Raw genomic sequence first — 22,512 nt, 5'->3', positions numbered from 1 at the left:
CTCCCAGGCGAACCCAAAATATAAAAAAGAAACACACACACGCGTTGGTAGGCGAGCGGAGGGGTGGCGCCCCCCCCCCCCCCCCCCCCCTGCAGCATTAAATTGACAAGCAGCTGTGGGTATTTTGGCACACTTCTCACGGCAATACGGCTATTCAAGCTCTTCAAATCTAACAGCTAAATATAGCGACTAAAATCCACTTAAAATTATCATCGGACGAATCAGGCGAGGATTAAAAGCCAGCAACCATCGTAGGTTCTGGCCGACAGGTAGTCAGCTGGGTATGGCCGCCACCATCGAGGCCTGATCCATACCGGCAATTGCTGGAGGACCACAAGATCAGCCGCAGCATGTCGGCCAAGGGATGCTGCTGGGATAACGCAGTGGTGGAAAGATCACCAGCAGCAGTTCATCTCTGCCCGGACACTCTCCACCACGGGGCCCTGATCACTGTCCAACCAATCGGGGTAACCCCACCGCGTAGGGCTCAAGGGTTGCATTTGCAACTACTCTAAGCCAGGTTAGCCGGCCTCAAAGACTCCTGAAAAGCCTCATCTTTAATGGATGGAAACGACGTAATAGCTGCGCGCAGGAATGTTCATCAAGTACAAGGATGAACATCAATTTGCGTCGCCTTAGGCTAAAACAGGGGTTGACCGTTCAGCAAAGCCATAACAACTCAGGCAATGACCAAATGTCGCCAATTAATTATAAACTTTTAGCTCTTGCCATTGCCATCGATCAACTAGGGCCCTCACGCAGCTCAGTGCTTTGGAGGATTCAGTTTCACCTACGGGCACTTGAACTAGGGGCGCTTGTTATGACTGCAAGCATCAAAAAAATATGTTTCTGACCCTGAATGCAGGCCCAGATCAAGAATGGGTCGCCTGAGATTCGAACTCAGGACCAATCGGTTAAAAGCCGAGTGCTCTACCGCTGAGCTAGCGACCCGCGCCCTTGGGCACTTGTGAAACGTATCACCCAGGGGCGACCTCCTCCAAGGGGGGGCCCAGGCAACCGTGAGAATGGCCTAACAGCTGGATCCAGCGGATGAGCGTCTTTCCCTGGCCCAAACCCCAGATCCACGCCGAGGCCTGGGTGGCCGAAACGGCCGTGGTAATCGGCGATGTGCAGCTAGCGGCAGGAGCAAGTCTCTGGCCCACTGCCGTCGCCCGTGGCGACATCTGTTCGATCGTGGTGGGTGAGGGCAGCAACGTGCAAGACGGAGCAGTGCTGCATGGCGACCCCGACCAGCCTGTGACCATCGGCGCCGATGTGACCATCGGTCATCGGGCTGTGGTGCATGGCGCCACCCTTAAAGACGGCTGCCTGATCGGCATCGGAGCCATCGTGCTCAATGGCGTCACCGTGGGAGAGGAGGCCCTGGTGGCCGCCGGATCGGTGGTGACTCGCGACGTACCAGCTGGAGTCCTGGTGATGGGATCCCCGGCCCAGGTGAAGCGAGAGCTCACGGCTGAGGCCCGGGCCGAGCAGCGCCAGCACGCCCGCCGCTACCGCCAACTGGCCGGTGCCCATGCCCAGTCCCATGCCCAGGCGAACGGATGACGACAGATCCGGGGCTGGACAGGCGAATCCTGAGGTTCAGTCCGTAAGATCTCTAGAACTCGTTTGGCTTCCCATGGACGGTCGGCTGATTTTGGTGGTTGCTCCGATCCTGCTCGCCGCTAGCTGGGCCGTCTTCCATATCGGTCGTGCCGCCGTAGGACAGCTGCAATTGCTGCTCAAGCGCGCCCGCGCCTGAGCATTTGAGCTCTGAGCTGCTCGTTATCGGTGCTGGCCTGGCGGGTACGGAAGCCGCCTGGCAGATCGCCCAAGCTGGACTGGCGGTGCGGTTGGTGGAAATGCGTCCAGTGCGCCGCAGCCCAGCCCACCACAGCTCTGAATTTGGCGAGCTTGTATGCAGCAACAGCTTCGGCGCCCTAAGTAGCGATCGCGCCGCAGGCCTGCTTCAAGAGGAATTGCGGCGCCTGGGTTCGATGGTGATTCGCACCGCTGACGCCCACGCCGTGCCTGCAGGCGGCGCCCTTGCAGTGGATCGCGGCCGCTACAGCGCCGCCCTCACCGCCGCCCTCGAGCAGCACCCCTTGGTGACGGTGGAGCGGCGGGAGCACACCGAGCTGCCCGGCCCCGGTGAGATCGCCGTGCTGGCCACCGGTCCGCTCACTAGCGAGCCCCTGGCGGAGCAGCTGCGGGAATTCACGGGCCGGGCCGACTGCCACTTCTTCGATGCGGCCAGCCCGATCGTCGAAGGCGAGAGCATCGACCTAGGCGTGGCCTTTCGCGCTTCCCGCTACGACAAGGGCGATGCCGACTACATCAACTGCCCCATGAACCGGGAGCAATTTCTTGCTTTTCGGCAGGAGCTGCTAAGCGCCGAGCAGGCCGAGCTAAAGGACTTTGAAAAGGAGAGCGCTCACTTCTTCGAGGGCTGTCTCCCCATCGAGGAGCTGGCCCGCCGCGGCGAAGACACGATGCGCTACGGCCCGCTCAAGCCAATTGGCCTCTGGGATCCCCGCTGGGGCGACGTGAACGATCGCGACGTGCGCCGCGCCAAGCGGGCCTACGCGGTGGTGCAGCTGCGCCAGGAAGACAAGGACGGCCGCCTCTGGAACCTGGTGGGCTTCCAGACCAACCTCAAATGGGGCGAGCAGAAACGGGTGCTGCGGCTGATCCCAGGCCTGGAGAACGCCGAGTTTGTGCGCTTCGGTGTGATGCACCGCAACACCTTCCTGGAATCGCCCCAGCTGCTCGATGCCACCTTGCAGTTCCGCCAGCGCCCCAGCCTGCTGGCGGCGGGCCAGATCACCGGCACCGAGGGCTACGCAGCCGCTGTAGCTGGTGGCTGGCTGGCTGGCACCAACGCCGCCAGACTGGCCCTGGGCCTGGAACCCCTGAGCCTGCCAAAAACCACGATGCTGGGCGCCCTCAGTCACTTTATCGCCGAAGCGCCCAGCAAGAAGTTCCAGCCCATGCCGCCCAACTTCGGCTTACTGCCCGAGCTAGCCGAACGCGTCCGCGAGAAACGGGCCCGCTACGGCGCCTACCGCGACCGGTCCCTAGCGGATCTTGAGCCTTTCACTCGGCCCCTACAACTGCACGACGACAGCGCCGCTGCCTAGGGTCGCTCCAGCATCTCAAGCCCAACGTTGACCAGCAACCCTGCCCCCATCTGGGATGTGATCGTGATCGGTGCCGGCATCGGCGGTCTGGTCACCGCTTCCCAGCTGGCTGCCAAGGGGGCGAAAGTGCTGGTGCTGGAGCGATACCTCATCCCAGGAGGCTCCGGCGGCAGTTTCAGGCGTGATGGCTACACATTCGACGTGGGCGCCTCGATGATCTTCGGCTTCGGCGAGCAGGGGCACACCAACCTGCTCACCCGGGCCCTGGCCGATGTGGGCCAGCACTGCGACACCATCCCCGATCCAGCCCAGCTCGAATACCACCTGCCCGGCGGACTCAACGTGGCTGTGGACAGGGATTACGAACACTTTCTCAGTGATCTCACCGCCCTGTTCCCCCACGAGGCGAAGGGCATCCGCGCCTTCTACGACGCCTGCTGGCAGGTGTTCCGCTGCCTCGATGCGATGCCGCTGCTGTCGCTGGAGGATCCGGCCTACCTAGCCAAGGTGTTCTTCAAAGCACCCTTGGCCTGCCTGGGCCTGGCCCGCTGGCTGCCGGTGAACGTGGGCGATGTGGCGAGGCAGCACATCAGCGATCCGGCCCTGCTCAAGTTCATTGACATGGAGTGTTTCTGCTGGAGCGTGATGCCGGCCGATCTCACGCCAATGATCAATGCGGGCATGGTGTTCTCCGATCGTCATGCCGGCGGCATCAATTACCCCAAAGGGGGCGTTGGTGTGATCGCGGAAAAGTTGGTAGCGGGATTGGAGAGCCATGGCGGCGCGATTCGCTACAAGGCGCGTGTGACCAAGGTGCTGCTGGAGAACAACACTGCGGTGGGGGTGAAGCTGGCCAGTGGTGAAGAGCTGCGGGCCCGCCGCGTAGTGAGCAACGCCACCCGCTGGGACACCTTTGGCGCTCTGGTAGACGCCGCCCACACCCCCAAGGCCGAAACCACGTGGCGGCGCCGCTACAAGCCCTCCCCCTCCTTTCTCTCCCTGCACCTGGGCATCGATGCCCAGATCGTGCCCAAGGGTTACCACTGCCACCACCTACTGCTGGAGCGCTGGGAGGAGATGGAGGCCGAGCAGGGAGTGGTGTTCGTATCGATGCCGACCCTGCTGGATCCGGAGCTGGCCCCGGCAGAGCGCCACATCGTGCATGCCTTCACCCCCAGCTCCATGGAGCACTGGCAGGGGCTCACGCCAGCGGCCTATCGCGCCAAAAAACAGGCGGATGCCGACCGGCTGATCGGCCGACTCGAAGTGATCCTGCCCGGCCTGAAGGGCGCTATCCATCACCGCGAAGTCGGCACGCCGCGCAGCCACCGGCGCTTCCTGGGCCGCATGGGCGGCAGCTACGGCCCAATCCCAGCCCTGCGCCTGCCGGGGCTGCTGCCGATGCCCTTCAACCGCACCGGCCTCGCCGGCTTATATGCGGTGGGGGATTCCTGTTTCCCGGGCCAGGGCCTCAATGCGGTGGCCTTCAGTGGCTTTGCCTGCGCCCACCGCATCGGCGCCGATCTGGGGCTCAATCCCTGGAGCCTGCCTGACTAAGGTGACTCGAGAGGGCATAGAGGCGGCCCAGTGACGGTCGGCACAACCAACGAGCCCTCCCACCCTTATGCGGGGGCAAGGCGCCAGTCCGCGCTAATGCTGTGGCGCTCATGGGCCAAAGAAGAGCGCATCAGCTGGGCCAAGCGTGGCCATTCACGGTCGGCCCTGATCCTGTTTTTGATAGTCATCCTGGTTGGGATTGAAGCGGTCCGGAGGATTCAGCTGACCAAGAACCGGAGCGTCGCCAACCAGACGATCGCCCTGAAAAAACTCGAAGCCGAATTCCGGGACGCCCAGCGAATTGCGAGCGACTGGGGCTGGTGGTATGACCGCTATACCTTCATCGAGGGCAAGAACCCCTCCTTCCCCTCCCAAAACCTGGCCACCAGCAGCCTCTTTGATCAAGGCGCCGCCATGGCGATCTACGACGCCCAAGCCCAACGCCGGGCCCTTCAGGTGGGCCTGAGCAGCCCGAGCCGGCCCCCTGATCAACGGCTGGTGCGCTGCCTGGACTCCACCGCCCGCACCCGCCGCCAACTGGGCCTCGCCGGCATCCGGGTGATCTGCTCAGACGAGACCAACAACCTCTACGTCGGCTTCGCCACCCCGATCGGCACCAGCGACAACAGCCGTTCCACAACAGCGACCCTCATTTTCCTCAACCCGCTGGTCGAACCCCAGTTCGGCACCCACTTGAAGGAGGAGCTCAACCGCATCCAGGCTCAGCTGCAGCCCATCCCCCCAGCTGGAGTCATCGCCACGGGGGAGCCCTTGGCTGCGCTTAAACCCAAGACCTTCGGCGAAGACGGGCGACTGATGGGCGTCAAACCCGCCAATAGCCAGGCAGAGCAGCTCAGGGAACTAAACCATCTGCTGCTGCAGCTAACCGGCGGGGGACTGATCGCCCTGGCCCTACGCCTCAGCTGGAAACTGGCCGAGCGCCGGCAGAGAATGCTGCTGCGCCAGAAGGAACGCCGGGCTACCCAACGCATCCGCCGAAGTCACCTTGCACTGATTGAAATCCTTGAATTCAAAGCCCCCCAGTCGCTCCCTTCACCAGATCACAGCCCTGCCGGCCAAGCGATCGAGGGGTCGACCACAACCGGTAGCGAACCCGCTGGTCACCAACGCGTAGACATCCAGTTGATTGCCAATCAGTTTGAACAGATCCTGGGCACCGCCCGCGATCTGGTCATGCACGATGCACTCACCGGCCTGGCCAACCGCCGCTATTGCATCGAACACCTTGAAAGAGAAATCGATCGCCTTAAGGAAGAACAGACACTTCTTGTCCTGCTGTTTATCGATCTCGACAAATTTAAAAACATTAACGATACCTATGGCCATCGCATCGGCGACCAAGCCTTGCGCAAGGTAGCCAACCAACTCAAGGCCCTCTGCCGCCAGGGTGATTTCCTTGCGCACTACGGCGGCGACGAATTCATTCTGATTCTGAATCCGGGAGACTCTCAAAACGCCAGCTATGAAGACCTAGCCATCCATGCCAAACAGGTAGCCCAACGGATCCTTGAGTCCTTTGAGAAAAGTCAAGTTGACTCCGCCTCGCCCTACCGACTCAGCCTGAGCATTGGGATCACGATCAGCGATCCACACCACTTCAGCAGTGAAGACATCATTCGAAAAGCAGACCTGGCAATGTATAAAGCGAAGGCATCCCAGGGGGAACACATTCACCTTTTCACAGCGGAAAACGAGTCCAATCCGCTCAGTGACCATCGCTTATTTACTGCGCTCCAACAGGCTTGCGAAGCGTCTCTTGAGCCATCGAGGCCCGACTCCTTCCGGATTTTATTTCAACCGATCGTCAACGCCGCAGGCGAAGTCCTGGCCGTTGAGGCTCTCGCCCGCTGGGATCACCCAGACCTGGGGGAAGTTCCCCCAACTCTATTTATCCCGGTAGCGGAACACTATCGAATCATGGGTCGCGTTGGCTGGCAGCTCATCAAAGCCACTTTGAAGACCTTCAAGCAGCTGATCCAAGCTCTAAAGATCAGCCCCAACCAACTCGACCTAGCGATCAATATCAGCCCATCCCAGCTCACTGACGCATCTTTTTCAGGCCAATTGATCGATGCCATTGCAGCTCAAGGAATCTCTTGCAAAAGCATCAATCTTGAACTCACCGAAACCGCGATCTTCAACTCCACTGCAGCGGTTGAAATCAATCTGCGGAATTGCCGTGAGGCTGGAATGCGGATTTCCCTCGATGACTTTGGGACGGGCTTCTCCTCCATGGGCCTGCTGCTATCGCTTAAGCCTGACGAACTGAAGATCGATCGCAGTTTTGTCGTCGGAGTTCTCAACGATTCCTATGCGGAACAAATCGTGGAACTGCTCCCCAGGCTCACGAACTCCATATCGATGACCCTCGTCGCTGAAGGGGTGGATACCGAGGAGAGCTTTCAGCGGCTGCAACAGATGGGGGTGGCCCGATTCCAGGGCTATCTATTTTCTGAGCCCCTAAACATCGCCGCCCTGGTTGAGCTTGTGGGTGGAAAGCGACTCACAATCCCACTTCCCGCTGCATAGCCTGGGCCCAATAGCCCTAATGCAAGAAATGCCCGGCTCCCCTACCCCCAGCTCCGCCGAGCTGGCCACTTACCTCGAGCAACGCGGCGAGCTCAGCAAGCCCTGGATGCTGCAGCTACTCCGGCTCACCAAGCTCAAGGAGGCCAAGGACAGCATGGAGCCGGATGCCTACATGGCCAGCCTGCAGGAGGCCCATGCCGATTTGATGCGACTTGGCGAATTCTGGAAAGGTCGCGAGCAGGAAGTTTTCAGCGGCCGCTACCAGCCAGAGACCCTGATCGAACCCCTACCCGGCTCCCCCGAAGATCGATGAGCGGCACCTTGGCCATCAGCAGCGACCGCTACCCGATGGCCGCGCTGATCCGCTTCACCCTGATCGCGCTCTACTTGGCAATGGTGGCGCCCCTGCCCCTACTGGCACCAGCAGAGCTCAAATTGCTGCTTTGGCTGGCCCTACCCCTGGGGCTGGGTTTGGTGGTGGCAGCCACCAGTGAAGCCGTTGAGCTAAATGCCGATGGCATTCGGGTTGGCCATCCCAGCTGGTGTGCCTGGCTGCTGCGCCGCGGCTGGAGCCTGCCTTGGAAATCGATCAGCGGGCTCACACCAGTAGACACAAGCCAGGGGGGCCGGGTCTTTTACGTGAGGGGAGAAGACGGATCGGCATACCTGCTGCCGCAAAGGGTTGCAGCCTTCGAGCAGTTTCTGGGCCGCTTCAGCCAGGAAACGGGCATCAACACCAGCTCAATCGGCCGGATCAGCCCACCGTGGACCTACCAACTCTTGGCCGGCCTGAGTGCCGCCATGTTGCTTGGAGAGTTGGTTTGGGCTCTTAAACCAATGAGTTGAGCTGCTGACGCGCCGGCTCTTCCACGGCAGCAGCTTCGGGCAGGGTTTCAAGGCTGAAGCGATAGCCCTGCTGGCGCATCGTTTCGATGCCACCTCCTTCACCCAAGCCAGCCTGCTCTAACTTGCGACGCAAGGTGAGCACTTGGGTGTCAACCGAGCGGGGACCGCCGCTGAAGGGAGGCCAGGCCATACGCAGTAGCTCCTGGCGGCTGCGCACAACCCCAGGGGGCATTAGCAGGGCACAAAGCAGGGCAAATTCCCGGGGACTCAGCTCGACTGGCTGGTCGCGCAGGGTTACCTGGCGGAGCAATACGTGAACTTCAAGCGGTCCAACGCAGACCCGCTCCTGCAGACCGGTGCCGCCACGGCGCAGCAGGGTGCGGCAGCGGGCGGCCAGTTCTTCCAGGCCAAAAGGTTTGCGCAGCACGTCATCTGCACCCGCATCAAGCAGGCTCACCACGGGCTCCGAACCGGTGCGGGCCGTGAGCACCATCACGGAGCAGCGCAGCTGGGCCGCCAGGCGCAGGGCGGAACTCTCATCGAGTAGTTCTGCGCTGATCAGCAGATCGGGAGACTGGTCCTGGCACACGTCCAGAGCTTCACGAGCCGTAGCAACCGCCGCCGCAAGATGGCCGTCCTGCCGCAGGCGCTGGGCCAGCACCGTGCGCAGGGTCGCGTGGGGATCAACCACCAAAACCCGCTGGGGTTGGCTTCCGGCCTGATTGGCGGCCCCAGAGGCCGGCAGTGGCGGGTTAGAGGAGTTGATGGAGTCCACAACTGTGTTGAATTCACCTTAACGGCAGCCGCCAGGGGATCCGCGTATCAGTCGATGCGTTTGTGTGGACACCACCAACTATGCGGAGACCACCCAATCGCGGCTTCTGCCTCCAAGGGGCAAAATAGATGAAGGTCCCACGACCCCATGACTTCGCTTCAACACCCAGACGCCATCCGCCACTTCCAGTCGCTGTGCGATGCCTGCCAGGAACTGGCCCATCGCTTCCACAGCCCTGCTGAATTGCGGCTCTACGCCGATGGCTACATCCACGCCCTGCGCCGCACTGCGGTGCTTGATCCGATCTCCCAGCGGCGACTTGAGGAGCTCACCGACCGCTGGATTCGAGATCCCTCCAGCTTTGTGGGTCCCGATGGTGACCCCCGCAGCCTTTACGAAAGCGCGCGCTACTGACTCGCTGAATGGCTAGCTGCCCCTTTCAGCTAGCCAGAGCCACTTCCAGCTTCTCGCGCAACTCACCGGAGTTGTACATCTCGATCAGGATGTCGGAGCCACCGATGAATTCCCCTTTCACGTACACCTGGGGAATCGTGGGCCAGTCGGAAAATGACTTGATGCCATTACGGATCTCAGCATCCGAGAGCACGTCGAAGGTTTCAAATGGAACCCCAACTGAGTGCAGTATCTGCACCACGTTGTTGGAGAAACCGCACTGAGGCATCAGCTTGTTGCCCTTCATAAAAACGAATACCGGGCTGGTGGCCAGGAGTTCTTCGATGCGTTGGCGGGTAGTGGCGTCCATGGACTCAGGCGGGAGTGGATGTTTGCAGGGCTAGGGCGTGGATTGCCTCACTGGCCAATTCCTGGCGTAGGGCGCCATACACGAGCTGGTGCTGCCTGACCTTGGTCAGGCCGTCGAACGCTGCGGAGATCACCGTGACCTGCAGATGGTCGCCGCCACCGGTGAGGTCTTCAACCTCCACCTGGGCATCGGGCATGGCCAAGGTGATTGCGGCCTTCACCTGGTCTGGATGCACCATCGAAGCGACGAGCCAACGAACTGGGGAAATCTAGTGGTCAGCTGCCAGGGGTTGCCGCGGCCCCGGCTGTGTAGGGAGTGGCGGCGAAGCCAATCTCAACCAGGCTCTGGAAAGCCTTGCGACCCTCTGGGCTGGTCGGGGTCATCACCTTGACCACCTCGACCAGCAGGGGCACCGCCACCTCAGGCTGGTTCTGGCGACGGAACAAGGCCGCCAAGCGCAGGTTCGCCTGAGCCATGGTTTCCAAAGCTTCCCGCCCCTTCTGGTCCATTTCGCGGGGGATGCGGGCATCGAGTCCGCGGAAGGAGCCGCTCAAGTCGCGATAAAAGCCGAGCAGGCGGCGACAGGCATCGCGAGCCTGGTCGTAGAGCTTGCGAGCTTCGACCAGATTGCCCTTAGCAACGGCGGCGTCACCGCGCACCAACAGGGCGCGCACACCCTCAAGATTGAACGGGCTGCCGGTGGACTCCAGGGCCTTTTGGGGGTCCTGCTGAGCTTGCACCTTGGCCGGAGCTAGGGGCGCTGCGAGGGCCATCAAGGCCAAAGCGGAGCCACAAATCAAGCGGGATGGCCTACGCACAACCAGCAAACAAATATGCATCAACTTTAGGGGGCTAGACCCAGGGCTCCCTGGGCCTGGTCTTCAACCACGGCCATGGCGGCGGCGAGGTTGGCGGTGAAAGCACTCGCCGCCTGCCTTCCCTGGCCCTCCAAGCTGAGAGGTGGTCCAAAACAGAGCACGGCCCCATCCCCGCGGCGGGGGGGGCGATTACCATAGGCGATGCCCACGGGCACCACCGGTACCGCCACGCCCTGGCCCGCTGCCAGCATGGCCAGGCGGGCGAGGCCTTGGTGCAGCCGCAAGGGAATCTCTTCCCGCACGATGCGTCCCTCTGGAAAAACCACTAGCTGCTCACCGGCAGCAAGTAGGTCCACGGTGTAGCGCAGGCTGGCCAGGGAGGGACGCCCCTGACTCACAGGAAAGCAGCCCAAGCGGTGCAAAAACCAGCCCTGCAGCCCACGCATCTCATCAACCGTGACCATGAAGCGGCAATCCCGCCCCGTAATTCGGCGGCCTGCGGCATGGGTCAACAGCAGGGCATCCCAGCGGGCCCGGTGGGTCGGAGCTAGCAGCAGCGGCCCGCTGAGCGGCAGATTTTTGCTGCCAAGCACCTGGACGCTGCGGAAAAAAAAGCGCAGACCAATGTCCTGGCTAGCCACCATGGCGAGCGGTGCCAGCCAGGGGCTGATGCCATTGCAGAGCCCCTTTTCCCGGGAGGAGGGGGCCTGGGTGGACAACGCCAATGGGCCGGATTGAACCGCCAACAACCCGTTAAATGCGACCAAGCTCAAAGCTAGGGGCTAGGCAATGGAGCTCGGCTCGAGCGCGGGCAGTTGAACTGGCGTCCTGAGCCGGCGCAGGTTGCGGTATCCATAGGATTTGAGCGGTATCACCGCCTGCCAACCACTCCCCAGCCATGGCCAGCCTCGGCGTCAACATCGACCACATCGCCAATGTGCGCCAGGCCCGCCGCGCGGTGGAGCCTGATCCGGTGAGCTATGCCCTGCTGGCCGAGCTGGGGGGGGCTGACGGCATCACCGTGCACCTACGGGAAGACCGGCGCCACATTCAGGACCGCGATGTGGAGCTGCTGCGTCAAACCGTGCGCAGCCGGCTCAATCTGGAGATGGCCGCCACAGCTGAGATGGAGGCGATCGCCCTGCACATCCGGCCCGACATGGTGACCCTGGTGCCGGAGAAGCGTCAGGAGGTAACCACCGAGGGCGGCCTCGATGTGGCGGGCCAGCAGCCAGCTCTCAGCGCTCTGGTGGGTGCGCTGCAAGATGCCGGCATTGGCGTGAGCCTGTTTGTGGACGCCGAGGCGAGCCAGCTGGAGGCCTGCCGCGCCACCGGCGCGCGCTGGGTGGAGCTGCACACCGGCGCCTACGCCGAAGCCAGCTGGAGTTTGCAGCCAGCCGAGCTGGCCCGGCTCACGGAGGGGAGCTTCATCGCCCGCAGCCTCGGGCTGCGGGTAAATGCCGGCCATGGCCTCACCTACCAAAACGTGGAGCCCATCGCCGCCATCGAAGGCATGGAGGAGCTCAACATCGGCCACACAATCGTGGCCCGGGCCCTGGCGGTGGGCCTGGAAGAAGCTGTTCGGCAGATGAAGGCGCTGATACAGAATCCGCGCCGCGACCCCCTGTTCGGCAGCCGCCAGCTATGAGCACTTATCACTTCATCGCCGCCAGCGAAGCGTTCCTCACCGTCGAGGAGCCCCTTGAGGAGGTGCTGCGCGAAAGGGTGCGCCATTACGGAGAACAGGGCAAGGAAATCGACTTCTGGCTGGTGAAACGGCCGGCCTTTCTCGATGCACCCCAACTCGAACCGATCGGCAGCGCCGTGCCGAGGCCGGCGGCGGCGGTGGTATCCACCGATGAGAAGTTCATCACCTTTCTGAAGCTGCGCCTGGAATTCGTGGCCACGGGCCGCTTTGAGGCTCCCAGCACCTCCATCCCCGACGCCCTCGCCAGCGCGACCTAAAACAGCCCCAAGAAGCGTTTGCGCGGCCCGTCATCGGAGGCTCCCTGACCGCCATCCTGCTGGTAGCGAGGCTTGTTATCACCAATCGTGAGTAAGGCCTCCTTGTTTTTCCACCACACCCAGTCGCGGATTGGTGGGGTGCTCGCCAGTTGCTGGCGGCTGAGCCCTAGGCCGAGCTTGGCGGAGGCATCGAGCAGAACGTCGAGCATCTCCTCACCGTTGCCGCAGCGGGCCAAGGCCTCATTGGTGCGCTTAGCGCCATTTAGGGCTTTTACCAGGGCGTTTACCCGCTGGACCACCGACAACGACGCTGGATTCATCTGACTGTCACTGGTTGGGGCGACCGTACCAGCGCTGGCCGGTCGACATGAATCGCTGGGGGGCTGACAAGTGGCCGTCAAGCAGGCAAGACTGGAACTAACGCGATGGACTGATGACGTCCCATACACGTTCCTGCCACCACTGGGTGATCGGGGACGTCCACGGCTGTGCCGACGCGCTTGAGCTGCTGGTAGCTCGCCTACCTGCAGGCGACAAGCTCGTGCTTTGCGGTGATGTGATCAACCGCGGCCCCGAGATCCGCCGCACCATGGAGCTGGCCTGGGGCTTGGTGAGCTCCGGCCGGGCCATCTGGCTGATGGGAAATCACGAAGCCGACCTAGTGGCCGCCCTGCGGCAAGGAGACTGGACCGCTCAAAGGGCCTTGGCCGGCTGCGACACCTATCGCCAGCTCGGCGATCGCCACTGCCGCCTCTGGCAGGAGCGGCTGGAGCAGCTGCCCCGCACCTACGCCGGTGAAGGCTGGCTCGCCACCCACGCTGGCTTCAATCCCGACTCCTGGGAACCCGACCTAAGCATCCGCATGCCCTTCTGGCAGGCCTACGACGGTCGCTTCGGTGAGGTAGTGATCGGCCACACCCCCGGGCCCCAAGTGCGTCGCCTCGGCCAGATCGTGATGGTGGATACGGGCGCCTGCTACGGCGGCGAGCTTTCGGCCTACTGCCCCGAAACCCGAGCTATTCACGCCGTTTACGGCTTGCAAGAGCGCCGGCTCTCCTCCTTCAACCAGGAGCTGGCAGGCTGCCTGCCATGACGACCCACAGCTGAGCATCTTTTGTGCTCACAGTTTTCCGGGGCAACCGGGCCGAACACCTAGCCGAACTCCTGGCCGCCCAGTTGCTGCTCACGCCTCCCGGGCCGCTCGAGACGGTGCAGGTGGTGGTGAATACCTGGCCCACCAGCCGCTGGCTTGGTGAACAGCTGGCCGTGGGACTCGGCGGCATCGCCGCCAACATCCGCTACCCATTTCCTGGCAGCCAGCTGCGCCAAATCGTGAATGGGGTGCTGGGCGAAAACGGCGCAGACCAGGATCCCTGGCGTGCCAGCCAGCTGGTGTGGCCCGTGCTGGAAATGCTCCCCCAGCTGGTGGAGCAGCCAGAAGCTGCCTCGCTTAAGCACTGGCTAAGCCGCTACCCGCAGCACGGCAGCAACCTTGAGCTGGCCCAATGGCAACTGGGCCGCAGCATCGCCGACGCCCTCGACGACCTAGCCCTGTATCGCCCTGAGCTGCTGGCAGCCTGGTGGTGTGGGGAGGACGGCCCACCCCTGCCGCCGGAGCAGGAGTGGCAGCGGCTGCTGGTGGGGCGGCTACGGGAGCGCCTGGGGGTGAAGCCCTTCGGCCTGCAGGTGCTAGAGGCCATAGCCCAGCTGCAGATCAAGGCACCGCCGGCCGGCAGCCTGCCCGATCCCCTGCGCCTGTTTGGGCTCAGCAGCCTGGCGCCGATCCAGGTGCAGCTGCTGCAGGCCCTGAGCGTGCACACAAATGTGGACCTCTACCTACTCACCCCCTGCCGCGACCTGTGGCAGCGCTGCACCAGCCGCCGCCAACTGCTCAGCGATGCGATCGCGCTGCAGCAGCCCCTTGATGGTGACTGGCTACTGCAGGCCCCTGGCCTGGAGGCCCGCTTCGGCCGACTCGGCGGCGAGTTTCAGCAGTTGCTCGAAGGCAGCGGCGAGAGCCTCCAGGGCCAGTGGCAGGAAAAGGATTTGTTTGTGGCCCCAGCCAGCAGCCATCGGGGCCAGGGGCCAGCGCCCCTGCTGCATCAGCTGCAGCAACAACTGGCGGATCCGGCTGCCCAACCCCTGCTGCAGCGGGCACCGGCAGACAGCTCCATGGAGTTCCACCGCTGTCCCGGCCCCCTGCGCCAGGTGCAGGTCGTGCGGGACCGCATCCTGCAGCTGCTGGCCGCCGATCCCACGCTCCAGCCCCGCGATGTGCTGGTGATGACGCCTCAGGTGGATGGCCTAGCGCCTTTGGTGGCGGCCGTATTTGGCGATCAAGAGGCCACTGGGGTGGCCCTCAATTGGCGCCTCACCGACCGCAGCCAGCAAAGCGAAGCCAGCCTCAGCCGCAGCTTGCTGGAGCTGCTGCGGCTGGCGGGGGAACGGCTCACCGCCTCCGCCCTGGAAACCCTGCTGGAGAGTCCGGCGCTGCAGGGGCATTTCCAGCTCAGTGGTGTCGAGATGGCGGCCCTGCATCCCCTGCTGCAGCAGGGGGGCTTCCACTGGGGCCTCGACGGGGAGGAACGCGGCGGCCTGGGCAGCGGCAGCCTCAGCTGGGTGATCGATCGGCTGCTACTAGGCCTGGTGCTGCCCTGCGACCCCGGCCTGGCCCCGGCCGCCACCGCCCCCCTGGCCAGTGGCGAGAGCATCGAGCTGTTGGGCCGCTGGCTGCACCTGCTCACCCGGCTGCGCCACTGGCTGGTGGAGCTGCGGCGACCCCGCTCTTGCCTGGCCTGGAACACCTGCCTGCGGGCCCTGCTGAGCGACCTCTTCGGCGACGGCGACCAGGCAGGCGGCAGTGGCCAGGACTGGGAACTACCCCTGGTGCTAGCCGCCATTGACGACTGGCAGCAGGCCGCCGCCGGCTGCAACCTGGAGCTGGCCGCACCCGTGGTGGCTGCCGTGCTCGATGAGCGCCTGGCTGCGGATTCGGGCCGGTTTGGCCACCGCAGCGGCGCCCTCACCATCAGCGCCCTCGAGCCGATGCGGGCGATTCCCCATCGGGTGATCGTGCTGATGGGCCTGGATGCGAACGCCTATCCCCGTCAGAGCAAGCGGCCCGGCTTCCACCTGCTGGAACAGCAGCGCCACCTCGGCGATCCCAACCCGGCCGACCAGGACCGCTACGTGCTGCTGGAGGCCCTGCTCTCAGCCCGCGACCATCTGCTGGTGACCTGGAGCAGCCGCGACCCCCGCAGCGGCGAAGAGCTGCCACCGGCCACACCGGTACGCCAGTGGCTCGAGTGGCTGCAGGGGCAGCTGCCTTGTGGAGGTAGCGAACTGGTGATTAGTCACCCCGCCAACCCCCTCGACCGGGCCAATTTCCAAACCAGCGGCGAGCGGCCGCCCGGCAGCTGCGACGAGCGTCTGCTGAAGGCCCGCCTGCTGCTCGATCAACCACGCCAGCAGAGCGGAGCACCGCAACCGCCCCGGTCCCTGGCGGCCAGCGAACCCCCTAGCGCGCCCCCGGCCCAACCCAGCGATGCCTACGGGGATCTGCGCGACTGGCTGCTTGCCCCCCAGGCCAGCTGGCTGGCTGAATTGGGGCTAAGGCCGCGGGAATGGGCCGACAGCCTCGACGACCTCGAGCCCCTCAGCCTCGATGAGCGCGGGCGGGCGCTGCTGCTGCGCCAGGCCCTCGAAAGCACCAGAGACGCAGGCCTCGATGAGCCCGCCGGCTGGCTGGCTCGCCATCGCGGCCAAGGCTTGCTGCCTCCCCAGGCGGCAGGTGAACTGGAGGCCAGCGGGCTCAGTCAGCGCTGGCGCAGCCTGCACGCCAGCCTCGAGGCCCTGGGCCCCGAGCGCCGCCAGCTGGCCCTCTGGCAAAACTGCCAGCAGGAGTTGCAGTGGCGGGGGAGTTCGGTGCTGGTGCTGCACACCGCCCGGCCACGCAATCGCCACCGGCTAGAGCTGTGGCTGGCGCTGCTGTTGGCCGCCGCCGCCGACCAAGGGCCGCTGGATGGGGTGCTTGTGGCCCGGGGTGCCAAGGACTTCGGCGTGCAGTTGCGGCTGCAGGCGCCCCAGGTATATAGCGCCCGGGCCGAACTAATGCGGCTGCTGGAGTTGCGCCAGCAATGGCGCCAGAGCTGCTGGCCGGTGCCACCGGAAACCGGCTGGGCCTTGCTCGATAAGGGTGAAGCCCGGGCGATCGAAACCTGGGAAGGCGGTTTTCAGCGGCGCGGCGAGCGGCTTGATCCGGAGCAGGCCCTCTGTTTCGGATCTGAACTCAGCGGCGCCGCCCTGTTGGCCAGCGGTGAGCTAGCCGCCCGGGCTGAGGAGCTGCTTGGTCCCCTGCGGGAGCGGTTGATATGAACCTGTCTGCCGGCAGCGATCAGGCTTTGGCATCTGAACAAGCCCTGCCACTCCCACTGCCACAACCATTTGAGGCCAATGCCTTTCCCCTGGATCCCGGGCTGCGGCTGCTGGAGGCCAGCGCCGGCACCGGCAAAACCTTCGCCCTGGCCCAGTTGGTGCTGCGCTACGTGGCCGAGGCCGAACTGGGGCTGCGCCAGCTGCTGGTGGTGACTTTCACCGAGGCCGCCGCCGCCGAACTGCGCGATCGCATCGGCCAGCGCCTGCAGCGGGCCCTGGCAGGCCTGGAAAATCCAGATCTGGAGCCGCCCGATCCCACCCTGGCCGCCTGGCTGGAGCAGCAACGACCGCGGGCCGAAAAGTTGCGGGCCCGGTTGCTGCTGGCCCTAGAGGAACTAGACGCCGCTGACATCACCACCATCCACAGTTTCTGCCGCCGCACCCTGCAGCGCCACGCCCTGGAAGCGGGCCTGCCACCGGAGCTGCAGCTCGAAACCGACAAGGGCACCCTGGTGCGCCAGGTGGCCCACGACTACTGGCAACAGCAGGTGCTGCCCCTGCCAAGCCACCTGCTGGCCGGGCTGCAGCAACAGGTTGGCGGCCCCGAAACCCTCGAGGGCCTGTTGCGCCAGCTAGATGGCGATCCAGCCCTAGGCCTGGATTACCTGCCGGCAACCCTGCGGACCGACGCCCCCTTGGCGCCCCAGCTCGAGGCCCTATGGAACGAGGCGTGGCACAACTTCCAGCAGCTCTGGGCCAGCCACGGCCAAGCCCTGGAAGCCGGCTTTTGTGCCGCCGCCAGCCAGTGGCGCGGCCAGGGCTTCAAAACCACCAGCCCCTACGTTCCCAAACCCACCAAGGACCGCTGCGCTCTAGTGCGGGGCTGGATCGCTGCCCAGCCCATCGGCGGCGACTACGGCGCCACGGCGGGCAGCCAGGGCGGAGGTCAGGGCCTGCTGCGCGATTACTTCCACCCCGGCGCCTTTCTCAAAGTTGCCCGCAGCCTCGAACCTGGCGATGGGAAAGGCCCCGGCCCCTCCCTGCCCGAACGCCCCTTGCAGGAGGCGATCGCCCAGGTTTTGGATGGGCCGGCCGAAGCCCTTGTACTGCACGCCTGCCACTGGGGCCGGGCCGAACTGGGCCGGCGGCGGCGCCAGAGCGGAAGGCTGGGTTTCGCCCAACTGCTGGAGGGTCTTGATCCAGGCGAGCAGGCCAGTACCCCCCTGCTAGAGGCGGTGGGAGCTCGCTATGCCGTTGCCCTAATTGATGAATTCCAGGACACCGATCCGATCCAGTGGCGCATCCTGTCGCGGGCCTTCCAGCCTGAGCGGCACCGACTGGTGATGGTGGGTGATCCCAAGCAGGCGATCTATCGCTTCCGCGGCGGCGACCTGCGCACTTATCTGCTGGCCCGTCAGGCCGCCGCCAGCTTCGGCGGCATCAGCAGCCTCCGCGACAACTACCGCTCCAGCGAGGCCCTGGTCGCCGGCCTCAACGGCCTGATGGGGCCGGGGCTGCGCCGCAGCGACCTGGCCGTACCAGCGGTGCGGCCCCAGGCGACCGACACCAAACTGCTCCTACCCGCCGGCCAGCACCCCCTGCAGCTGCTCTGGCTCGGCGGCAGCCGCCTGGCTGGTGAGAAACCACCCAGCCGCAGCGCCCTGGAGCGGCAACTTCCCGACCAGATCGCCTGCTTCAGCGCCGAATTGCTCAACCAGGGGCTGATGCAACAGCGGGGCGAGCAGCGCCAACCCCTGGGCCCCAACGACCTATGCGTGCTGGTGGGCACCCACCGTCAGGCTGAAGCGCAGCGCGCCGCCCTAGATCGCTGCGGCATAGCCAGCAAGCTGGTGAGCCAGGGGGATGTGTTTGAAAGCGCCGGCGCCTCGGCACTGCAACGGCTACTCGATGCCCTGGCCGAACCCGGCCGGACCCAGCGCCTGCGGCTGCTGGCCGCCTCTCCACTGCTGGGCTGGAGCGCGGAGCAAATCGCCTCCGCCAGCCCCGAAGCCTGGAGCAACCTGGCTGCGCGCCTAGCCCAGCTGGCCGTTGAACTACCCCGCCGGGGCCTGCTTGGGGTGCTGGCGAGCCTGCTGGAGCAAAAGGGGCTGGCCCAGCTATCCCTCGGCGGCCGGCTGCTGGCGGATTTGCAGCAGTGCGGTGAATTGGTGGCCGTGCGGCTCCATGCCGACCAACTGGGTCCCGCAGCGGCAGCCGACTGGCTGCGGCGCCTGCGACTCGATCCCGACCGGGACATCCCCGACGCCCACCAGCCCCACAGCGACGTGGTGGATGAGGCCGTATCGGTGCTGACGGTGCACCGCAGCAAGGGCCTGGAATATCCAGTGGTGATCTGTCCCTACCTGTGGCAGGCCGGCGCTGAGAGCCGCAGCGGCCAGTCCATCGGCGTGCGCTGGCACCCGGGCGGCCCTGGAGGCGGGCAGCCTGAAGCCGTGCTCGACCTGCACCTGAACAACAACTGGGGCCCGGGCCAGGGCGCCAGCCAGCAGCAGCTTGGGGCCGAGCTGCAGGAGCGGGAGCGACTTGCCTATGTCGCTGCCACCCGGGCCAAGCTGCTGCTGGTGCTGGCCTGGGGCCCGGCCTTGGGCCAGCAGGGCAATCCGCTGCACCCCTGGCTGTTCGACCAGGAGCAGCCCCCCGCAAGCGACCACGACCCCTACATCGGCCGCAGTGATGCGGAGTGGCGCGAGCGGCTGGAGCAGGCAATCGCCCGCCGCCAGCTGCCCCTCACCCTGGTGCAGCCCCCCGCCAGCGGCCAGCACAGCCAGCTGAAACCAGGCCCGGCAGCTGCTGGCCTATCCCTGCAGCGAGGCCCCGTACCCAGCCATGGCTTCGACAGCAGCTGGGGCCGCAGCAGCTACACCAGCTGGACCCAGGGCAGCCACAGCGCCGCCCCCGCAGCCGTGGAGGAGGGCCGCGAAACCGATGCCCTAGTGACCGAACTCGAGGCATTGGCATCACCCGGCGCCGATTCCCAGGACAGCCCTCTGGCCCCCTTCCCCCGGGGCGCCCAGGCCGGCGACTGCCTGCACCGCATCCTTGAGCAGCTCGACTACTGCCAACCATTGGCAGTCCAAGCCGAGCTGGTGGAACGCGAGCTGCAGCGGGCCGGTATCGCTGCGCAGCACGGCGAAGCGGTGCTAGTTGGGCTGGAGCAGCTGCGGCACACGCCCCTGGGCGGCCCCTGCAACGACTTCAGCTTGGCCCAGCTTGAGCCCGGTGCCCGCCTCAATGAGATGAACTTCGATCTGCCCCTGGGCCTGGTGCGCACCCCAGACCTGGCACGCCCCTTTGCCGACCATCCCGAAGGCTGGTTTGGCAGCGCCTACGCCGAGCAGCTTGCCCAGCTGAAAGTGGAAAGCCGGGGCTTTCTCACCGGCTCGATCGACCTGGTATTTCGACAGGGCGAGCGCTGGTGGGTGGCCGACTGGAAGAGCAACTGGCTGGGCCAGCGCGACGACCAGGGGCAGCCGCTGCACTGCGGTCCACGCCACTACGGAGCAGCAGCCATGGCAGAGCTGATGGCCGCCAACCACTACCCCCTACAGGCCCACCTGTACCTGGTAGCCCTGCACCGCTACCTGCGCTGGCGCCTGCCCGGCTACCGACCCGAGCAGCACCTGGGCGGCTACGTCTACGTGTTCCTACGCGGGGTGCCCGGACCCACCACGGCCAGCGCGGTGCCCGGCATGTTTGTGGAGCAGCCGCCCTTGGCTCGCCTGCTCCAACTGGACCAGGCCCTGGGGGGCACACCATGAGCAGCCCCACGCCCCTGGAGCAACCTCGCTGGCTCCAGACCCTGGCAGCGGCCCTGGCTGAAGCCCTGCCGCGGCTGCATGGCAGCAGCCCCGATCCATTGCTGGCGGAACTGATCACCAACCTGGCTGCCGCCCTGGCGGAGGGTCGCCTGGAAATCAGCCTGCCCAGCGCCGAACATCGCCGCGCCCTGGAGGCTTCACCCCTGGGCGCCGAGCCGGATGGGCCCCTGGTGCTGGAGGGCGACCGGCTGATGTGGCGCCGCTGGCAGCGCCAGCGCCAGCAGGTGCTGCAGGCACTGATCGAGCGGGCCCAGTTTCAGCTCCCCGATGCGAGTCCCGATGCAAGCTGCAGCGAAGGGCTGGATCCGGACCAGCAGCGGGCCGTCACGGCGGTGCTGCAATACGGCCTGGTGCTGCTTGAGGGCGGTCCGGGCACCGGCAAAACCAGCACCGTGGCTCGCATGTTGGCTGCGGTGTTAGCCCAGCAACCAGGCAGCCGCATTCAGCTAGCAGCCCCCACGGGCAAAGCGGCGAGTCGGCTGCGGGCAGCCCTAGCCAGCAGCAGCCTGCAACTTCCTTGCAGCACCCTGCACCGGCTGCTGGAGAGCCGCGGCGAGCGCTTCGGCCGCAACCGCCAGCACCCCCTTGCCCTCGATCTACTGGTGGTGGATGAGGTGTCGATGGTGGATCTCCCCCTGATGCAGGCCCTGCTGGAGGCCCTGCCCCCCAGCTGCCGGCTGGTGCTGGTGGGGGACGCGGCCCAGCTGCCACCGGTAGGCCCCGGGCCAGTGCTGCTGGAGCTGCAGGCACCCGAACGCCGCCAGGCCCTGGGCGGAGCCGCCATCGAGCTGCGCACCACCTACCGCAACAACGGGGCCATCGCTGCGGTAGCAGCGGCCCTACGGGAGGCTGAGCAGCCCCTCGAGGCCCTGCTCACACCGCTGAACTCTGACGACAATCTGCGCTGGCTGCCGGCCAACCCACGCCAGCTGCCAGCAGAGCTGCTGCAGCGACTGCGGCAGCACCAGCACCAGCTGCAGGAGAGCTGCCTGGCAGGCGATCTGGACGATCCCGCCGTCACCGCCAGCCTGCTGGCGGGCCTGGATAACTATCTCGTGCTGACACCGCTGCGCCGGGGCCGCTGGGGGGTGGAAGCTATCCACCAGGCCCTGCTGGGGGAGGCGGCCGCCCGCTCGCCCCAGTTTTGGCCAGTGGGCACGCCCGTGCTGTGCCGCCACAACCTCAGCGAACTGGGGCTCGCCAATGGCGACGTGGGGCTGGTGGTGGAAAGGGAAACCAAGCGGGGGCGGGAACGCCGCCTGCTGTTTGCAAACCAGGGCGGTAGCGAGCCGCTCTGGATTCACCCGGCCCAGCTACCCGAGGCCGAGCCAGCCTTGGCCCTCACGGTGCACAAGGCCCAGGGCAGTGAGGCCCAAGAGGTATGGGTGCTGATGCCCGACACCGGCAGACCCCAACATCGCCTGCTCTACACAGCCCTGACCAGGGCCAGAGGACGGGCCTGCCTGATCACCCCGTTGCGCGGCGCGGCGGCGGCTGTCAGCCTGAAATCGTGAACATCCCTGAGCCCCTAAGTCCCACCAGCCGGGTGCAACGCCCCTGGGGCTGGTTTGAACAGCTGGCCAGCGGAGATCAATACCTGGTCAAACGCCTACTGATCCGCCGCGGCCAACGGCTGAGCCTGCAGCGCCACCAACACCGCTGTGAGCACTGGGTGGTGGTGGCCGGCGACGGTGAACTGCAAGTGGGGGAGGAGGCCGTCACCGCAACGGCAGGGACCAGCGTCTTCATCCCCCAAGGGGCAATTCACCGGGCCCAAGGAGGTCTGGCGGATCTGGAGATCGTGGAGGTGCAGCGTGGTGACTGGTTGAGCGAAGCCGACATCGAGCGACTTTCCGATGACTTCGGCCGGAAGTGAAGCGGAGCA

The 22,512-nt window shown here is 65.2% G+C and carries 21 protein-coding genes and 1 tRNA gene; 15 read left to right on the top strand and 7 right to left on the bottom strand.

From position 1 onward, the window contains the following. Positions 1-879: 879 nt before the first annotated feature. Positions 880-951, bottom strand: a tRNA-Lys gene (locus tag C7K55_RS11095). A 99-nt stretch (positions 952-1,050) separates the two neighbouring features. Here C7K55_RS11095 and C7K55_RS11090 point away from each other — a divergent pair. The 7 genes from C7K55_RS11090 (at position 1,051) to C7K55_RS11060 (ending at position 8,093) form a co-directional block, all read left to right on the top strand. After that, entirely contained in the window at positions 1,051-1,566 is a 516-nt protein-coding gene (locus C7K55_RS11090) for a gamma carbonic anhydrase family protein (protein ID WP_106632786.1), read from the top strand. Between the two features lie 73 nt (positions 1,567-1,639). After that, on the top strand, positions 1,640-1,762 hold the full coding sequence (locus tag C7K55_RS11085) for a photosystem II protein Y (RefSeq protein ID WP_106632785.1): 123 nt from the start codon (positions 1,640-1,642) through the stop codon (positions 1,760-1,762). Between the two features lie 4 nt (positions 1,763-1,766). Continuing rightward, entirely contained in the window at positions 1,767-3,140 is a 1,374-nt protein-coding gene (gene trmFO / locus C7K55_RS11080) for an FADH(2)-oxidizing methylenetetrahydrofolate--tRNA-(uracil(54)-C(5))-methyltransferase TrmFO (RefSeq protein ID WP_106632784.1), read from the top strand. 27 nt (positions 3,141-3,167) lie between these two features. Continuing rightward, positions 3,168-4,697, top strand: coding sequence for a carotenoid isomerase (gene crtH / locus C7K55_RS11075; protein WP_106632783.1), 1,530 nt, complete (start codon positions 3,168-3,170; stop codon positions 4,695-4,697). Between the two features lie 96 nt (positions 4,698-4,793). Continuing rightward, positions 4,794-7,247 carry a bifunctional diguanylate cyclase/phosphodiesterase gene (locus C7K55_RS11070; protein ID WP_106632782.1) on the top strand — a complete coding sequence of 818 codons (2,454 nt, stop codon included), beginning with the start codon at positions 4,794-4,796 and terminating at the stop codon, positions 7,245-7,247. 28 nt (positions 7,248-7,275) lie between these two features. Then, on the top strand, positions 7,276-7,560 hold the full coding sequence (locus C7K55_RS11065; RefSeq protein ID WP_106632800.1) for a hypothetical protein: 285 nt from the start codon (positions 7,276-7,278) through the stop codon (positions 7,558-7,560). Next, on the top strand, positions 7,557-8,093 hold the full coding sequence (locus C7K55_RS11060) for a hypothetical protein (protein ID WP_106632781.1): 537 nt from the start codon (positions 7,557-7,559) through the stop codon (positions 8,091-8,093). The genes C7K55_RS11065 and C7K55_RS11060 overlap by 4 nt, the downstream gene beginning before the upstream one ends. Here the strand turns inward: C7K55_RS11060 and C7K55_RS11055 are convergent. Then, entirely contained in the window at positions 8,077-8,838 is a 762-nt protein-coding gene (locus tag C7K55_RS11055; protein WP_241518334.1) for a response regulator transcription factor, read from the bottom strand. The two genes, C7K55_RS11060 and C7K55_RS11055, sit on opposite strands and share 17 nt — an antisense overlap. Before the next feature lie 177 nt (positions 8,839-9,015). Between C7K55_RS11055 and C7K55_RS11050 the strand changes: the two genes are divergently transcribed. Beyond that, a complete protein-coding gene (locus C7K55_RS11050) occupies positions 9,016-9,282 on the top strand; it encodes a DUF6761 family protein (RefSeq protein ID WP_106632780.1) in 267 nt (88 codons plus the stop codon). Between the two features lie 25 nt (positions 9,283-9,307). Here the strand turns inward: C7K55_RS11050 and grxD are convergent, their stop codons facing one another. From grxD to C7K55_RS11030, 4 genes are all read right to left on the bottom strand, one after another. Then, a complete protein-coding gene (gene grxD / locus C7K55_RS11045; RefSeq protein WP_106632779.1) occupies positions 9,308-9,631 on the bottom strand; it encodes a Grx4 family monothiol glutaredoxin in 324 nt (107 codons plus the stop codon). Between the two features lie 4 nt (positions 9,632-9,635). Then, complete coding sequence (locus C7K55_RS11040) at positions 9,636-9,869, bottom strand: BolA family protein (protein WP_106632778.1); 234 nt, start codon at positions 9,867-9,869, stop codon at positions 9,636-9,638. A gap of 37 nt (positions 9,870-9,906) precedes the next feature. Continuing rightward, positions 9,907-10,404, bottom strand: coding sequence for a YfgM family protein (locus C7K55_RS11035; RefSeq protein WP_241518330.1), 498 nt, complete (start codon positions 10,402-10,404; stop codon positions 9,907-9,909). Between the two features lie 71 nt (positions 10,405-10,475). Continuing rightward, the gene (locus C7K55_RS11030) at positions 10,476-11,195 is read right to left on the bottom strand and encodes a lysophospholipid acyltransferase family protein (RefSeq protein ID WP_241518329.1); all 720 of its coding nucleotides are present in this window, start codon (positions 11,193-11,195) and stop codon (positions 10,476-10,478) included. 152 nt (positions 11,196-11,347) lie between these two features. Between C7K55_RS11030 and C7K55_RS11025 the strand changes: the two genes are divergently transcribed. Then, a complete protein-coding gene (locus C7K55_RS11025; protein WP_106632777.1) occupies positions 11,348-12,097 on the top strand; it encodes a pyridoxine 5'-phosphate synthase in 750 nt (249 codons plus the stop codon). Beyond that, positions 12,094-12,414, top strand: coding sequence for an MgPME-cyclase complex family protein (locus C7K55_RS11020; protein WP_106632776.1), 321 nt, complete (start codon positions 12,094-12,096; stop codon positions 12,412-12,414). The genes C7K55_RS11025 and C7K55_RS11020 overlap by 4 nt, the downstream gene beginning before the upstream one ends. Here the strand turns inward: C7K55_RS11020 and C7K55_RS11015 are convergent. Continuing rightward, positions 12,411-12,734, bottom strand: coding sequence for a hypothetical protein (locus C7K55_RS11015; RefSeq protein WP_106632775.1), 324 nt, complete (start codon positions 12,732-12,734; stop codon positions 12,411-12,413). The genes C7K55_RS11020 and C7K55_RS11015 overlap by 4 nt on opposite strands. Positions 12,735-12,847: 113 nt before the next feature. Between C7K55_RS11015 and C7K55_RS11010 the strand changes: the two genes are divergently transcribed. The 5 genes from C7K55_RS11010 to C7K55_RS10990 are packed head-to-tail and all read left to right on the top strand — an operon-like array spanning position 12,848 to position 22,503. Further along, positions 12,848-13,507, top strand: a complete 660-nt coding sequence (locus tag C7K55_RS11010) for a metallophosphoesterase (RefSeq protein ID WP_106632774.1) — start codon at positions 12,848-12,850, stop codon at positions 13,505-13,507. A gap of 23 nt (positions 13,508-13,530) precedes the next feature. Further along, complete coding sequence (locus C7K55_RS11005; RefSeq protein WP_106632773.1) at positions 13,531-16,788, top strand: exodeoxyribonuclease V subunit gamma; 3,258 nt, start codon at positions 13,531-13,533, stop codon at positions 16,786-16,788. Then, a complete protein-coding gene (locus C7K55_RS11000) occupies positions 16,785-20,567 on the top strand; it encodes a UvrD-helicase domain-containing protein (RefSeq protein ID WP_106632772.1) in 3,783 nt (1,260 codons plus the stop codon). The genes C7K55_RS11005 and C7K55_RS11000 overlap by 4 nt, the downstream gene beginning before the upstream one ends. Continuing rightward, a complete protein-coding gene (locus C7K55_RS10995; RefSeq protein ID WP_106632771.1) occupies positions 20,564-22,141 on the top strand; it encodes an ATP-dependent DNA helicase in 1,578 nt (525 codons plus the stop codon). Before C7K55_RS11000 ends, C7K55_RS10995 begins: the two co-directional genes overlap by 4 nt. Further along, positions 22,138-22,503: a phosphomannose isomerase type II C-terminal cupin domain gene (locus tag C7K55_RS10990; RefSeq protein WP_193486299.1), complete on the top strand. Its 366-nt coding sequence runs from the start codon at positions 22,138-22,140 to the stop codon at positions 22,501-22,503. Before C7K55_RS10995 ends, C7K55_RS10990 begins: the two co-directional genes overlap by 4 nt. Positions 22,504-22,512 lie beyond the last annotated feature (9 nt).

The sequence above is a fragment of the Cyanobium usitatum str. Tous genome (genome assembly GCF_003011885.1).
GTDB classification, from domain to species: Bacteria; Cyanobacteriota; Cyanobacteriia; order PCC-6307; family Cyanobiaceae; genus Cyanobium_A; species Cyanobium_A usitatum.
This window is presented reverse-complemented; position numbering and strand designations above follow the sequence as displayed.